The sequence below is a fragment of the Caballeronia sp. AZ7_KS35 genome (assembly GCF_023631045.1).
GTDB classification, from domain to species: domain Bacteria; phylum Pseudomonadota; class Gammaproteobacteria; order Burkholderiales; family Burkholderiaceae; genus Caballeronia; species Caballeronia zhejiangensis.
Genome location: NZ_JALQDV010000009.1, coordinates 176,894 through 191,298 on the forward strand (window position 1 = coordinate 176,894; position 14,405 = coordinate 191,298).

The 14,405-nt window shown below is 64.5% G+C and carries 12 protein-coding genes; 5 read left to right on the forward strand and 7 right to left on the reverse strand.

All coding sequences use genetic code 11. The features are described from left to right. Positions 1-96: 96 nt before the first annotated feature. Positions 97-2,721 (reverse strand): alanine--tRNA ligase, encoded by a 2,625-nt coding sequence (alaS, locus tag NCT05_RS11030; RefSeq protein WP_008341992.1) that lies wholly within the window; start codon positions 2,719-2,721, stop codon positions 97-99. A gap of 200 nt (positions 2,722-2,921) precedes the next feature. On the opposite strand from alaS, the gene NCT05_RS11035 reads away from it, so the two are divergent. Next, positions 2,922-4,142: a CaiB/BaiF CoA transferase family protein gene (locus tag NCT05_RS11035; protein ID WP_250502255.1), complete on the forward strand. Its 1,221-nt coding sequence runs from the start codon at positions 2,922-2,924 to the stop codon at positions 4,140-4,142. Positions 4,143-4,146: 4 nt separating this feature from the next. On the opposite strand, the gene NCT05_RS11040 is transcribed toward NCT05_RS11035, so the two are convergent. After that, on the reverse strand, positions 4,147-4,359 hold the full coding sequence (locus NCT05_RS11040; protein WP_008341996.1) for a hypothetical protein: 213 nt from the start codon (positions 4,357-4,359) through the stop codon (positions 4,147-4,149). A 384-nt stretch (positions 4,360-4,743) separates the two neighbouring features. On the opposite strand from NCT05_RS11040, the gene NCT05_RS11045 reads away from it, so the two are divergent. Together NCT05_RS11045 and NCT05_RS11050 are read left to right on the forward strand one after the other, a co-directional pair. After that, positions 4,744-6,453: a glutamine--tRNA ligase/YqeY domain fusion protein gene (locus tag NCT05_RS11045; protein ID WP_250496903.1), complete on the forward strand. Its 1,710-nt coding sequence runs from the start codon at positions 4,744-4,746 to the stop codon at positions 6,451-6,453. Positions 6,454-6,533: 80 nt separating this feature from the next. Next, positions 6,534-7,508 (forward strand): transporter substrate-binding domain-containing protein, encoded by a 975-nt coding sequence (locus tag NCT05_RS11050; protein WP_008341999.1) that lies wholly within the window; start codon positions 6,534-6,536, stop codon positions 7,506-7,508. Between the two features lie 9 nt (positions 7,509-7,517). Here the strand turns inward: NCT05_RS11050 and NCT05_RS11055 are convergent, their stop codons facing one another. The 3 genes from NCT05_RS11055 to NCT05_RS11065 form a co-directional block, all read right to left on the reverse strand. After that, positions 7,518-7,967 carry an NUDIX hydrolase gene (locus NCT05_RS11055; RefSeq protein WP_008342000.1) on the reverse strand — a complete coding sequence of 150 codons (450 nt, stop codon included), beginning with the start codon at positions 7,965-7,967 and terminating at the stop codon, positions 7,518-7,520. Between the two features lie 19 nt (positions 7,968-7,986). Next, a complete protein-coding gene (locus tag NCT05_RS11060) occupies positions 7,987-8,385 on the reverse strand; it encodes an RT0821/Lpp0805 family surface protein (protein WP_008342001.1) in 399 nt (132 codons plus the stop codon). A 100-nt stretch (positions 8,386-8,485) separates the two neighbouring features. Further along, the gene (locus tag NCT05_RS11065; protein ID WP_502801785.1) at positions 8,486-9,766 is read right to left on the reverse strand and encodes a cytochrome-c peroxidase; all 1,281 of its coding nucleotides are present in this window, start codon (positions 9,764-9,766) and stop codon (positions 8,486-8,488) included. A 309-nt stretch (positions 9,767-10,075) separates the two neighbouring features. On the opposite strand from NCT05_RS11065, the gene NCT05_RS11070 reads away from it, so the two are divergent. Beyond that, positions 10,076-11,647 (forward strand): acid phosphatase, encoded by a 1,572-nt coding sequence (locus tag NCT05_RS11070; RefSeq protein WP_250439991.1) that lies wholly within the window; start codon positions 10,076-10,078, stop codon positions 11,645-11,647. A gap of 69 nt (positions 11,648-11,716) precedes the next feature. Here the strand turns inward: NCT05_RS11070 and NCT05_RS11075 are convergent, their stop codons facing one another. Then, positions 11,717-12,418 (reverse strand): GntR family transcriptional regulator, encoded by a 702-nt coding sequence (locus tag NCT05_RS11075; RefSeq protein WP_239295557.1) that lies wholly within the window; start codon positions 12,416-12,418, stop codon positions 11,717-11,719. Between the two features lie 141 nt (positions 12,419-12,559). On the opposite strand from NCT05_RS11075, the gene NCT05_RS11080 reads away from it, so the two are divergent. Further along, on the forward strand, positions 12,560-13,852 hold the full coding sequence (locus tag NCT05_RS11080) for a cyanate transporter (protein ID WP_250502257.1): 1,293 nt from the start codon (positions 12,560-12,562) through the stop codon (positions 13,850-13,852). Here the strand turns inward: NCT05_RS11080 and NCT05_RS11085 are convergent. Then, positions 13,752-14,207, reverse strand: coding sequence for a response regulator (locus tag NCT05_RS11085; RefSeq protein ID WP_063828766.1), 456 nt, complete (start codon positions 14,205-14,207; stop codon positions 13,752-13,754). The two genes, NCT05_RS11080 and NCT05_RS11085, sit on opposite strands and share 101 nt — an antisense overlap. Between the last annotated feature and the right edge of the window lie 198 nt (positions 14,208-14,405).

Sequence of the window (14,405 nt, forward strand, 5' to 3'; positions counted from 1 at the left end):
TTCACGGGAAGACGCACGCGCCATACCTGACAGCGTGTAAAGAAAAACGGCCCGATCTTCGTCAGATCGAGCCGTTTTGTCAGAAGCGATGAACGCTTAAAGCTGCTGCTGCACCCATCCGGTCACGCCGGCCAGCGCGGCCGGCAGATTGGCCGGTTCCGTGCCCCCTGCCTGCGCCATGTCGGGACGGCCGCCGCCCTTGCCGCCGACCTGCTGCGCGACGAAATTGACGAGCTCGCCCGCCTTCACCTTTTTCGACGCGTCCGGCGTCACGCCCGCGATCAGGCTGACCTTGCCGCCATCGACGGACGCGAGCACGATCGCCGCGCTCTTGAGCTTGTCCTTGAGCTTGTCGACGGTTTCACGCAGCGTCTTCACGTCCGCGCCTTCGAGTTGCGCGGCGAGCACCTGCACGCCGGAAACATCGACGGCCTTCGAGACGAGTTCGTCGCCCTGGCTCGCCGCCAGCTTCGATTTCAGCGCGCCCAGTTCCTTCTCCAGCGACTTCACGTGCTCCTGAACCTGCGCGATGCGTTGCGTGAGTTCGGACGGTTGCGCCTTCAGCACGCCCGCCGCCGCATTGATGCGCTGATCCAGTTCCTGCACGTAGCGCACGGCGTTGTCGCCGGTGATCGCCTCGACGCGGCGAATGCCCGCCGCGACGCCGCCTTCCATCACGATCTTGAAGAAGCCGATGTCGCCGGTGCGCTGCACGTGCGTACCGCCGCACAGCTCGCGCGAGAAGCCGAGATCGAGCACGCGCACGGTGTCGCCGTATTTCTCGCCGAAGAGCGCCATCGCGCCGCCCTTCACCGCGTCGTCGTACGGCATCACGCGCACGACGCCCGGCGCGTTCGCGATGATCTCGTTGTTGACGATCTGCTCGACGCGACGGATTTCTTCGTCCGACATCGGCGCGTTGTGTGCAAAGTCGAAGCGCGTCTTGTCCGCATCGACGAGCGAGCCTTTCTGCTGCACGTGACCGCCGAGCACTTCGCGCAGCGCCTTGTGCATCAAATGCGTGGCCGAGTGATTGCGCGCGGTGCGGGCGCGGCGCACGCCGTCGATTTCCGCCTTCACGACGTCGCCGACCTTGAGCGTGCCCTGCTCGACCGTGCCGTGATGACCGACGACATCGGCCTGCACTTTCAGCGTGTCCGCGACGGCGAAGCGCACGCTTGCGTTCGCGAGCACGCCCTGATCGCCGACCTGGCCGCCCGATTCGGCATAGAACGGCGTGTGATCGAGCACGACGACCGCTTGCTGGCCGTCCTTCACTTCATTGACCGATGCGCCTTCGACGTACAACGCGAGGATTTTCGCGTCGTCGAAGATTTCCTTTTCGTAGCCGTGGAACGTGGACTTCGCGCCCGAGTATTCGAGGCCCGCCGCCAGCTTGAACTTGCCGGCCGCGCGCGCCTGATCGCGCTGACGCGCCATCGCGTCGTCGAACGCGGGTTCGTCGACGGTCACGCCACGCTCGCGGCACACGTCCGCCGTCAGATCGAGCGGGAAGCCGTAGGTGTCGTGCAGCTTGAACGCGAGTTCGCCGTCCAGTTGCTTCACGCCCTTCTTTTCGAGATCGGCGAGTTCGCCTTCGAGGATCGACATACCGTGCTCGATGGTCTCGAAGAAGCGCTCTTCTTCCTGACGCAGCACGTCGGTCACGCGTTGTTGCGCATCGGTGAGTTCCGGATACGCCGCGCCCATTTCCGCGACGAGATCCGCGACGAGCTTGTGGAAGAACGCGCCCTTCTTGCCGAGCTTGTAGCCGTGACGGATCGCGCGGCGCACGATGCGGCGCAGCACGTAGCCGCGGCCTTCGTTGCCGGGAATGACGCCGTCGACGATCAGGAACGAGCATGCGCGGATGTGGTCCGCGATCACCTTCAGCGAGTTGTTTTCCAGATCCGGCGTGTTCGTTTCGCGCGCCGCGGCCTTGATGAGATTCTGGAACAGGTCGATCTCATAGTTGCTGTGCACGTGCTGCAGCACCGCGGCGAGACGTTCGAGGCCCATGCCGGTATCGACGCACTGCTTGGGCAGCGGCGTCATGTTGCCTTGCGCGTCGCGATTGAACTGCATGAACACGAGATTCCAGATCTCGATGAAGCGGTCGCCGTCTTCTTCGGGCGATCCCGGCGGGCCGCCCCAGATTTCCGGGCCGTGGTCGTAGAACACTTCGGAGCACGGACCGCACGGGCCGGTGTCGGCCATCTGCCAAAAATTGTCCGATGCGTAACGGGCGCCCTTGTTGTCGCCGATGCGGATGATGCGCTCGACCGGCACGCCGATTTCCTTCGCCCAGATATCGAAGGCTTCGTCGTCTTCCTGATAGACCGTGACCGTGAGTTTTTCCGCCGGCAGGTTGTAGACCTTCGTCAGCAGTTCCCAGCAGTAGTGGATGGCGTCGCGCTTGAAGTAATCGCCGAACGAGAAGTTGCCGAGCATCTCGAAGAACGTGTGATGCCGCGCGGTGTAGCCGACGTTCTCCAGATCGTTGTGCTTGCCGCCCGCGCGCACGCTGCGCTGCGCGGTCGTCGCGCGCGAATACGGACGCGATTCGCTGCCCAGGAACACGTCCTTGAACTGGACCATGCCCGAGTTGGTGAAGAGCAGCGTCGGGTCGTTGCCGGGCACGAGGCTCGACGAACGCACGATCGTATGGCCCTTCGATTCGAAAAACTTCAGGAATTTCTCGCGTATTTCGGCGGCTTTCATAGCGTACGGGGCGTGTCTTCGGTTCTTTGATGGCGCCCGCGGGCAGCTGATTTCGCAGGCTGCCGGCGGAACAAGGGTGATTGTCGATTATACGGGATTCGCCGCGCGCGCCCGGGCGATGCGGACGCCCGCGCTATCGCGCACGCCGCGGTTCTGTGCGACAGTCGCACTCCGGAGACACAACGTAGCGAGACACATCGATGGGAGCCTTGAGCCATATTCGCGTGCTGGACCTGACCCGCGTGCTGGCGGGACCGTGGTGCGCGCAGACGCTCGCCGACTTCGGCGCGGACGTCATCAAGATCGAGCGGCCCGGAACCGGCGACGACACCCGTCACTGGGGCCCGCCCTACCTCAAGACGCCCGAGGGCAACGACACGCACGTAGCCGCGTACTACCTCGCGGCGAACCGCAACAAGCGCTCGGTGACGGTCGATATCGCCACGCCCGAAGGCCAGCAGATCGTGCGCGAGCTGGCCGCGCAAAGCGATGTCGTCCTCGAAAACTACAAGGCCGGGCAACTGAAGAAGTACGGGCTCGACTACGAGTCGCTGAAGGCCGTGAAGCCGGACATCGTCTATTGCTCGGTGACGGGCTTCGGGCAGACGGGGCCGTACGCGTCGCGCGCGGGCTACGATTTCATCGTGCAGGGCATCGGCGGATTCATGAGCATCACCGGCGAGCGCGACGGCCAGCCCGGCGGCGGTCCGCAGAAAGCGGGGGTGGCGATCGCCGATCTGATGACCGGCATGTACGCGACCATCGGCGTGCTCACCGCGCTCGCGCACCGCGACCGCACGGGCGAGGGCCAATACATCGACATGGCGCTGCTCGACGTGCAGGTCGCGATGCTCGCCAACATGAACACGAATTTTCTCGCGAGCGGCAAGCCGCCGGTGCGCTGGGGCAACGCGCATCCGAACATCGTGCCGTATCAGACCTTCCAGACGAGCGATGGCTGGATCATCGTCGCGGTGGGCAACGACGGGCAGTTCCGCAAGTTCGTCGAAGCGGGCGGACGCCCCGAGCTGGCCGACGACGCGCGTTTCGCGGCGAATCCGTCGCGCGTGCGCAACCGCGACATGCTCGTGCCGATTCTCGCGGACATGGTGCGTCTGAAAGGCAAGCACGAATGGATCGCCGAGCTCGAGGCGGCGGGCGTGCCGTGCGGGCCGATCAACGATCTCGGCGAAGTATTCGAGGATCCGCAAGTGCTCGCGCGCAGGATGCAGATCGATCTGCCGCATCCGACGGCCGGCACCGTGAAACTCGTCGCGAGCCCGATCAAGATGAGCGCGACGCCGCCCGAAGCGCGCACGCATCCGCCGCTGCTAGGCGAGCACACGTCGAGCGTGCTGGCCGACGTGCTCGGCTACGACGAAGCGAAAATCGCGCGATTGCGGGAAAAGAAGGCGATCTGAACCCTTATCGAACGCCCGCGCCGATCAGACCGCCCGCCGCCGCGCCCGCGACGGTGCCGATCGGCCCGCCCGTGACCAGATACCCGAGCGCGCCGCCGGCGGCCGCGCCGACGCCCGCGTGAGCCTGCTGACGCGAGACGTTTGCGCAGGCGGCGAGGCTCGATACGAGCGCGGCTGCGGCGGCGAATTTGAGCGTCGTGAGGGCGATCTTCTTCATGATGGGCTTCCTTGTGTTGTCGTTGTGATGTGTTGTGCCTGGCGCTCGAGCGTGCCCCCGGAACCGGCGCGCTCGATGCACGCGAGCCGATCTTAAGAGCCCGCGCGCGCGCCTTTCAACGCGATTTACGTCCCGTTACGGCGGTTACGAGGCGTGCCGCGGCACGTAAACCATGTAACGGAACTCGCGAAACGGCGCGACGGCTGGAACCGCCCGGCGAAACAAAGCGCGAGCGCTTCCTCATACGCCGCCGCGGCCTGCCCCGGACGGTTGCGTAAGGTAGAATCGACCCAATATTCAAGGCCTTCGTACGCGTTTCGAGTTTCATCGAGCGCTTCCCGAACCGATCACGCGCGCGAGCGCATCCGCTGCCACTTTTTCCGCATGAACACCGATCGCAACGACGCTCCGGCGCCATCCAATTTCATTCGCAACATCATCGAAGACGACAACCGCTCCGGCAAATGGTCGCAGCGGGTCGAGACGCGCTTTCCGCCGGAGCCGAACGGCTATCTGCATATCGGCCATGCGAAGAGCATCTGCGTGAACTTCGGCCTCGCCGCGGATTACGGCGGCGTGTGCCATCTGCGCTTCGACGATACGAATCCCGAGAAGGAAAGCGTCGAATACGTCGATTCGATCATCGACGCCGTGAAATGGCTCGGCTTCGACTGGAACAAGAACGGCATCGAGCACCGCTATTTCGCGAGCGACTACTACGACAAGCTGTACGAATACGCCGAAATGCTCATCAAGAAGGGCCAGGCGTACGTCGACAGTCAAACGGCCGAAGAGATGCGCGCGACGCGCGGCTCGGCCACCGAAGCCGGCATCAACTCGCCGTATCGCGATCGTTCGCCCGAAGAAAACCTCGACCTCTTCCGCCGCATGAAGGCGGGCGAGTTCAAGGAAGGCGAGCACGTGCTGCGCGCGAAAATCGACATGGCGTCGCCGAACTTCAACATGCGCGATCCGGTCATCTACCGCATCCGCTTCGCGCATCATTACCGTACCGGCGATACGTGGTGCATCTACCCGATGTACGACTACGCGCACTGCGTGTCGGACGCGATCGAGAACATCACGCACTCGCTCTGCACGCTGGAGTTCGAAGATCATCGGCCGCTCTACGACTGGTTCCTCGCGCAGCTCGCGGACGACGGCGTGTTTCAGCGTCCGCTCCCGCAACAAATCGAGTTCTCGCGCCTGAACCTCACCTACGCGATCACGAGCAAGCGCAAGCTGCTGCAGCTCGTGCAGGACAATCACGTCGACGGCTGGGACGATCCGCGCATGCCGACCATCGTCGGCGTGCGTCGCCGCGGCTTTACGCCGGAAAGCATTCGTTTGATGGTCGAGCGCGTCGGCGTGACGAAGGTCGATTCGTGGATCGACATGAGCATTCTCGAAGGCGCACTGCGCGACGATCTCGACGAGAAAGCGCCGCGCGCGATCGCCGTGCTCGATCCGCTGAAGCTCGTCATCGACAACTATCCGGAAGGACAGAGCGAGGAATGCAGCGCGCCGGTGCATCCGCATCATGCGGATCGCGGCGTACGCACGTTCCCGTTCTCGCGCGAATTGTGGATCGAGCGCGAGGACTTTCAGGAAACGCCGCCGAAGGGCTATTTCCGCCTCTTCCCCGGCAACAAGGTGCGTCTGAAGTACGGCTTCATCGTCGAATGCACGGGCGCGGACAAGGACGAGAACGGCAACGTGATCGCCGTGCACTGCAACTACTTCCCGGACAGCAAGTCGGGCACCGAAGGCGCGAACAACTACAAGGTGAAGGGCACGATCCACTGGGTCAGCGCGGCGAGCGCTTATGCGGCCGAGGTGCGTCTGTACGACCGTCTGTTCAAGGAACCGCAGCCGGGCGCGGGCGGCGCGGAGTTCCTCGACGCGCTCAATCCGGATTCGAAGCGCGTCGTGAACGCCTATCTCGAACCGAGCGCGCGCGATGCGAACGCCGAAGACCGCTTCCAGTTCGAGCGGCACGGCTACTTCGTCGCGGACCGTGTGGATTCGCAGCCGGGTAAGCCCGTGTTCAACCGCATCGTCAGCCTGCGCGACAGCTGGGGCAAGCCGGCCTGACATCGATGCAACGAGGGCGCCGCGCGGCGCCCTCGTCGTGTCTGGCGGCCCGGCCATACGCCGCTTCCAACGAGGAGAACATGAAGCAGTCGCATTCCTTCGCGCCGCGCCGCACACGGGCCCAACGAAGCGCCGCCCTCGCCTCCGTGCTGCTGTTCGCATCCGCCGGCGCGGGTGCCGCCACGAGCGCCGAACTGGCGACGGCCCAAGCCAGCGTCGATCAGATGCCGCCGTCGGCGACGCTGCGCAAGATCGCCGAGAACGGCGCGATCGTGCTGGGCACGCGCGAATCGTCGGTGCCGTTTTCGTACACGGTGAAGCAGCAGCCAGTGGGCTACTCGTACGACATCGCACTGAAGGTCGTCGACGACATCAGGAAGCGCCTCAAGATGCCGAACCTCGCGGTCAAGAACGTGATGGTCACGTCGGCGAACCGCATCTCTTATGTCGTGAACAATCAGGTCGATCTGGAATGCGGCTCGACCGCGCATGTGGCCGATCGCGATCCGCTCGTCGCGTTCTCGAACAGCTTTTTTCAGTACGGCATCCGCATGGCCGTGAAGAAGAAGTCGGGCATCCGCGATTACGACGATCTCGCGAACAGGACGGTCGTGACGACGGCGGGCACGTCGGACGAGCGCATGCTGCGGCAGATGAGCATCGACAGGAAGCTGAACCTGCGCATCATCAGCGCGCGCGATCATGCGGAGGCGTTCGCCGCGCTGAAGTCGGATCGCGCGGTCGCGTTCGTGATGGACGATCCGCTTCTCTACGGCAAGATCGCGCAGGAAGGCGCGGCGCGCAATGAATACACGGTGACGGGCGCGCCGCTCGCGAACGAAGCGTACGGCTGCATGATGAGAAAGGGCGACCCGGTGTTCAAGCGCATCGTCGACGACGTGATCGCCGGCATGCAGCGCTCGGGCGAAGCCACGAAACTCTACGAGACGTGGTTCATGCGCCCGATTCCGCCCGACGGCATCAACCTGCAATTCCCGATGTCGCCGGAAATGAAGGCGCTCTTCGCCAATCCCAACGACCGCACGATCGACTGATCGCGCCGGTCAAAGCGTCTCGTGCAGTTCGGCGAGCGAGAGCGTGGTCTGAAAGAGCCGCGCGAGACTGCGGCTCGCGAACTGATCGACATCCGCCGGACTGACCCAACGATACGCATCCATCTCCGGAATCATGGTGCCGTCGCTGTAGCGCGGGAAAAACGATTCGCACACGCAATTTTCAAGCTGCACTTCCTCGGCGGAAACGCGCACCGCGAACAGATGCAGATCCTTGTCGCGGCGATAGACGAAGCGCCCGAGATCCTTCAGACGTTCAGCGGGCAGCACGATGCCCGTCTCCTCGACGAGCTCGCGCAACGCCGCCTCGCGCGGGCTTTCGCCCGGATCGGCGGCGCCCTTGGGCACGTCCCAGTGCGTGGTTTCGGTCGCGTGACAGAGCAGCACGTCGCCCTGTTCGTTGAGGATGACCACGCCGCACGATACGGTGCGCGCGGTCATCGATCGCTTGCCCGGTTCGTCACTGCTTCTTGAGTTTCCACGTGCCGTCGCTCTGCTTGCATGCGGTCGGGATCCAGGTTTGCGTCTGTCCCTTCGCGTGCGCGACGAGCGTGACCTTGCGGCATTTGAGGCCGCCGGATTCGAAGGTTTCCTGCGGCGTCACCGTTCCATTGATCGGGACCGTGTTGCCCGTGCCCTCGTTGTTCCAGTCGAGCGATTCGCCGTCCTGCTTCGTGTTGAGCGCGATCTGCGCGGCCTTGTTGAGCGCCTGCAGGTCGCGCTGCTTCATGTAGGTGATCGGCGTGTTGTTCAGGAAGCCGAGATTGGCGGCGGATGCGGTCGCGCTCACGGCGACGAGCGCGGCTGCCGCGATCGTCCGGAGAGAGGCGTGAGCGAACGCTCGATCTCGTATCGGCATGAAGTTTCTCCTCGTTGCATTGGTGTTTCGCCGATGACCGCGCCGGCCGTCGGCTGCAACGAGAATAGCATGAGGCGCGGGCCGCGCCGCCCGCGCTGTCTCAGTTTTGCGCGGACTTCATTTCGTTGATGCCGATGCCCTTTTGCGAGTCCTTGTCCCTCGCCGGATCGTAGCCGTCGGTGAGCGTGCCGAGGAACGCGACGACGTCCTTGATCTCGGCTTCGTCGAGCGCGGGTTTGTCGCCTTTCTTGCGATCGAACGGCGGCTCGGTGTTGACGTTCTCCCAGTACTTCTTCGGCAGGTCGTCGAACTTCTGCACGGCGCCGTTCTTCGACACCGGATAGAACTTTTCCGGATTCGTGTCGCGCTCGACATAGAAACGCACCACGTCTTCCAGACGATGATAGATGCCGTTATGGAAGAAGGTCTTGCGCGTCGCGACGTTGCGCAGCGACGGCGTGCGGAAGATCCCGCAATACTCGTCCATGCCCTTCAGGTCGCGACGCTCGGGACCGCATGCGCCGAGATCGTGGAAATTCGGATTCTTGTTGATCGGCAAGGCGCGGTTGCGCGGCACGCCGATCGCGATCAGGCCGAAGTCGCTGAACTGCGGCGGCGAGCCGTCCTTCGCGCGCTGGCTGATGTGGCACGACGCGCAATTGCCCTTGTTCTCGTCGTTGAAGAGTTGCAGGCCGTGCATTTCGGCGTCGTTGAGCTTCGCGCGGCCGGCGAGGAACGCATCGTACTTGCTCGTGTACGGATAGAACTTGTCGGGCGATTGCTCGAACGCTTCGAGCGATTCCAGCACCGACGCGAACGCCTTGTCGTCGCTTGCGAAGACATCGGCGCCGAACGCGCGGCGGAAATCATCGGCATAGGACGACGCCTTCACCGCCGCGACGACCTTGCCCGGCGTGCTGCCCATTTCGAACGACGACAGAATCGGGATGCGCGCCTGATCCGATCCGCGATCGACGCGGCCGTCCCACGTCAGGCCGCCGGTCGGTCCGGCATCGACGCTTTCGTCGCCTTCATCGTCGGAATCGTGGAAGTGACGCGTGAAGGCAGGCACCGACTGCAAGTACTTGAGCGACGGCACCGCGCGAAAGCCCGCCTGATGCATGTCGTTGCCGCCGAGCTGCACGGACAGCGCATTCGGCGGCCCGAACGCATGACTCGGGCTATGGCACGACGCGCACGCGAGCTTGCCCGACCCGGACAGCGACGGATCGAAGAAAAGCTTCTCGCCGAGCGAGGTGATCTGCTTCACATGCGCGAATACTTCCGCGCGCGATTGACCGTGCGGCGCCGTGTTGTCCGCGTTGGCCGCATTCACCGTCCTGGCCGCGACGTTCGCCGCGTGCGAATCGCAGCCGCTCATCGCCGCCGAAAACGCGGCAAGCGCGATGGAACACAGGACGAACGGCAGGCGCATCGAAGACATGGCGTAGGAGGCGGAATCGAAAGATGCCGAAGCGTATGTCGTCTGCGTGTCTTTCATGTGACAAGCCTCGACGCTTTCACATCGAACCATCTACGCGAAATTTATTAAGCAAACATTACGCAAACGAAAGCGTTGTTACATGGTTGCGTCAATTTGCGTTGCGACACTGCGCACGCCGGCGAGCAAAGACTCATTCGACGATGAAGCCGCGCCGTGCGCCGGTCCCCAACACAAGAGAGATCCTCAATGAACAAGAAACTCGTTTGCGCGGTGCCGATCGTGGCCACTGCCGCATTCGGCCTCTACGCATGCGGTGGCGACGACCATCACGACAGCAGCGATATTTCTTCGGTGAAGAACGTCGTCGTGATCTACGCGGAAAATCGCAGCTTCGACAATCTGTACGGGCATTTCCCCGGCGCGAACGGCCTGCAGAACGTGACGGCGGCGAGCGCGCAGCAACTCGACCGCGACGGCAGCGTTCTGCCGACATTGCCGACGATCTGGACCGGCCTGACGGCGACGGGCGTGACGCCCGCGATCACCGCGGCGATGACGACGAATCTGCCGAACGCGCCCTTCGCCATCGACGATCCGAAGGGCTTCAACATCCAGCTCAACGTCACGACGCGCGATCTGTATCACCGCTTCTACGAGAATCAGATGCAGATCGACGGCGGCAAGAACGACAAGTTCGCCGCGTGGGGCGATTCGGGCGCGCTCGTCATGGGTCACTACGACACGCCGCCGGACAAGCTGCCCCTCTACAAGATCGCGCAGCAATACACGCTCGCGGACAACTTCTTCATGGGCGCGTTCGGCGGCTCGTTCCTGAATCACCAGTGGCTCGTCTGCGCCTGCACGCCGATCTATCCGAACGCGGACAAGAGCGTCGCGTCCGGCTCGATTTCGGCCGTGAATGCCGATGGCGTGTCGCTGAAGCTCAAGACGGATCCGCCGCCTTCGGCGCTCACCGGCTCGGCGGACGCGCAGTTCGTGAACTCGGGCACGCTCACGCCCGACTTCTACGCCGTCAACACGATGCAGCCGCCGTATCAGCCGAGCGGCAACCCGGCGCCCGCGGGCGTCGATCCGGCGCTCGGCGATGCGACCAAGGCCAACACGCTGCCGCCGCAGACGCAGCAGCACATCGGCGATCTGCTGAACAGCGCGGGCGTGAGTTGGGCGTGGTACGGCGGCTCGTGGGCGGCGGCGCTCGCGAACCGCTCGGTCATCAACGGCGCGGTCAACGTCGTGCCTGACTTCCAGACGCATCATCAGCCGTTCAACTACTTCGCCGATCTCGCGCCCGGTACGGCGAACCGCGCGCAACACTTGCTCGACGGCGGCACGAACGGTTCGGAGTTCATCAAGGCGATCGACGCGGGCACGCTGCCGCAAGTCGCGTTCTACAAGCCGCAGGGCAACCTGAACGAGCACGCCGGTTACACGGACGTCGCGCAGGGCGACCAGCACATCGCCGATCTGATCTCGCATCTGCAGAAGAGCCCGCAGTGGAAGAACATGGTCGTCGTCGTGACGTATGACGAAAACGGCGGCTTCTGGGATCACGTCGCGCCGCCGAAGGGCGATCGCTGGGGTCCGGGCACGCGCATTCCGGCGCTCATCATTTCGCCGTACGCGAAGAAGGGCTTCGTCGATCACACGCAGTACGACACCACGTCGATCCTTCGCTTCATCACGAAGCGCTTCAACCTGCCGACGCTGCCGGGCCTCGCCTCGCGCGACGCCGCGCTGGTGGCGAACGGCGCGCCGAAGATGGGCGATCTGACCAACGCGCTCGACTTCTCGCAGTAAGCATCGCGCGCACGCAACAATGACAGGGCCGCGGCTTTCGAAGCCGCGGCCCTTTCTTTTTGCCGACGATCACGCGAGCGCGAAGATCGTCGCCAGATCGCTCGTGCGCGACGCGCCCGCTTGCGCGAGAACGCGCGCTTCCAGTTCGTCGATGTGCGTACGCATCGCAGTTAGCGCGGCATCGAGATCGCCCTGTTCGAGGGCGTCGATGAGTTGCGCGTGTTCATCGGATGAGCAGTTCGACAGCTTCGATGGATCGAAAAGCGCCTTGTAGAGCTCGGTCTTCGCGACGAGCCTCGCGAGAAACGCCTCCACTTCCGGCGCGCCCGCGAGTTCCGCGAGGAGCACATGAAAGTGGCCCGCGAGACGCACGCATTCCGCGACGCTCCCCGCTTTCAGCGCGCGCTGTTCGGCCTTGACGTGAGCGCGCAACGCACGCAACGCCTTCACGCTCAACGCGCCGCACAGCGATGCGACGATGCCCGCCTCCACCACTTGCCGCGCGCGATAAACCTCGCGGATGTCGTCGACGGTCGGCGACGGCACGAACGCGCCGCGATTCGCTTCGAGCGTGAGCTTGCCTTCCGCGCCGAGGCGCGCGAGCACCTTGCGGATCGTGCCGCGCGTGCACTCGAAGGCTGCGGCGAGCTCGCGCTCGACGAGCTGCGCGCCGGGCGCGAGCTTGCCTTGCAAAAGCGCGGACGCGATTGCCGCGTAGACGCGCTCGTCCGCGGAAATGTCCTTCGATGAAGTGTCCTTGCGTGATGCCATGATGCCCGCCGTGCTTGCGATGAATCGCATTGTAGCGAGCGCGCACCGCCGCGTACGAATGCGCCCTATTCGGTTCGTCGTATTTTTGGTTGACCAAAAATAGATAGAATGGTCAACCATTTCGCACCGAGGATGAGTCACATGAAAGCATCGAACGTCGCGTGGCTCGCGGTGATCGTCGCGATCGGCCTGAATCTGCGGCCGCTGCTCACGTCCGTCAGTCCGCTGATGGGCGTGATCTTGCACGCGACAGGACTGTCGTTTCGCGGGGCGTCGATGCTGACCGGCTTGCCCGTCGTCGCGATGGGCGTGTGCGCGTTCGGCGCGAGCGCGCTGTCACGCTCGGTCGGCAATGCGCGCGGCGTGGCGCTCGGGCTCATCGCGATCGTCGCGGCGTGCGCGGCGCGCCTCGTCGCGGGGAACGCGGTGGCGCTCGTCGCGAGCGCGGCCATCGCGGGCACGGGCGTCGCCGTCATTCAGGCGCTCTTGCCGGGCGTGATGAAGACGCGCTTTCCCGCGCGCCTGCCCTTCGCGATGGGCCTCTATTCCGCATCGATCATGGCGGGCGGCGGGCTCGGCGCGAGCATCACGCCGGCGGTCGCATCGCGCGTGACGTGGCAGGCTGGACTCGCGTTCTGGGCTGTTCCCGCGCTGATGGCGCTCGCGGCGTGGATGATGCTGATGCGCGCCGATGCGTTGCCGCGCGTCGCATCGACGGGCCGCGCGAAGCCCGCGCCGTCGCTCTTTCTCAATCGTCGCGCGTGGACGCTCGGGATTTTCTTCGGGCTCGTCAATGGCGGCTATACGAGCCTCGTCGCGTGGATGCCCGCGTATTACCAGCAACTCGGCCGCGGCGTGACCGAAAGCGGCGCCCTGCTGGCGATGCTCACGGCGTTCCAGGCGTCGTCCGCGCTGCTGTTGCCGATGGCGGCGGCGCGTTTCGGACGCGGCAGGGATCGTCGTCCGTGGATCGCGCTCGGCCTCGCCGCGCAGCTCGCGGGGTTCGCGCTGTTGCTAGTGGCGCCGCTTGCCGCGCCGCTCGCCGTCGTCGCGTTGCTCGGCGCGGGCCTTGGCGGTGTGTTCGCCCTTTCGCTCGTGCTGACGCTCGATCACGCCGACGATCCCGCGTTGGCCGCGCGGCTCGTCGCGTTCGTGCAGGGCGTGGGGTTCGTGATCGCGGCGATTGCGCCGGTCGTCGCGGGCATCGTGCGCGACGTGAGCGGCGGCTTCTCGATGTCGTGGATGATGCTCGCCGCGAGCCTCGTCGCGATGATCGCGCTCGACGTCGTGTTCGTCCCGCGCGGGTATGCGCGCGCGATGCGGTCCGCGCGGGTCAGCGAACCGCGTGACAGGCGAAGAACTCGTCGAGCAGATCGGTCATCTGCCATACGGGACACGGACGGCGGCAATGGCCGTCGTAGCCCGCTTCCTTGAGATGCGCGATCGGCTCTTCGGGCAGAAAACCGCTCATCGCGATGATGAGGCGAGTGGCGTCGTCATCGGCTTCGCGCAGCGCCCGCACCAGCGCGTAGTTGCCGGAACCTCCGATGCGCGTATCGAGAAAAAGCACATGCGGACGCCATTGCTCGACGATGTTTCTGGCCGATGACACATCCGCCGCAAGCTGCGCCGGAAAGCCCTTCAGCTCGAACAGCGACGCAAGCGATGCGCCGAGCACGCGTTCCGGCAGCGCGAGCAGCACGCGGCGCGATTCCGGTTGCAGGCGCAGCTTCTTGCGATTCCATAGCGAGCATTGCGCCGGGCTGGTTTCGTATGCTCGATTGTTCAAGTCACCCTCTTTCGACGATGCGGTACGCACCGTCACCGTTGTGGCGCACCGCGCGCCACGATGACGCATCGGCGCACCGTCGATGGGCGGCACGTCTGCTTGTACGAGATGGTTAAATTTGTGAAGCGTTGTGTGGCGCGGAGTTGCGGGGATCGGGCGCGCACGCGGGGGAAGGACGGGCAGGAAGCGGGCCAGGCG

Bases quoted from the DNA above. Each gene is read 5' to 3' on its own strand.
- NCT05_RS11040 (WP_008341996.1), bottom strand. From the start codon at position 4,359: ATGAAGAAGATCGCCCTCACGACGCTCAAATTCGCCGCCGCAGCCGCG.
- NCT05_RS11075 (WP_239295557.1), bottom strand. From the start codon at position 12,418: ATGGCATCACGCAAGGACACTTCATCGAAGGACATTTCCGCGGACGAG.
- NCT05_RS11035 (WP_250502255.1), top strand. From the start codon at position 2,922: ATGGGAGCCTTGAGCCATATTCGCGTGCTGGACCTGACCCGCGTGCTG.
- NCT05_RS11070 (WP_250439991.1), top strand. From the start codon at position 10,076: ATGAACAAGAAACTCGTTTGCGCGGTGCCGATCGTGGCCACTGCCGCA.
- NCT05_RS11045 (WP_250496903.1), top strand. From the start codon at position 4,744: ATGAACACCGATCGCAACGACGCTCCGGCGCCATCCAATTTCATTCGC.
- alaS (WP_008341992.1), bottom strand. From the start codon at position 2,721: ATGAAAGCCGCCGAAATACGCGAGAAATTCCTGAAGTTTTTCGAATCG.
- NCT05_RS11080 (WP_250502257.1), top strand. From the start codon at position 12,560: ATGAAAGCATCGAACGTCGCGTGGCTCGCGGTGATCGTCGCGATCGGC.
- NCT05_RS11055 (WP_008342000.1), bottom strand. From the start codon at position 7,967: ATGACCGCGCGCACCGTATCGTGCGGCGTGGTCATCCTCAACGAACAG.
- NCT05_RS11050 (WP_008341999.1), top strand. From the start codon at position 6,534: ATGAAGCAGTCGCATTCCTTCGCGCCGCGCCGCACACGGGCCCAACGA.
- NCT05_RS11060 (WP_008342001.1), bottom strand. From the start codon at position 8,385: ATGCCGATACGAGATCGAGCGTTCGCTCACGCCTCTCTCCGGACGATC.
- NCT05_RS11065 (WP_502801785.1), bottom strand. From the start codon at position 9,766: ATGAGCGGCTGCGATTCGCACGCGGCGAACGTCGCGGCCAGGACGGTG.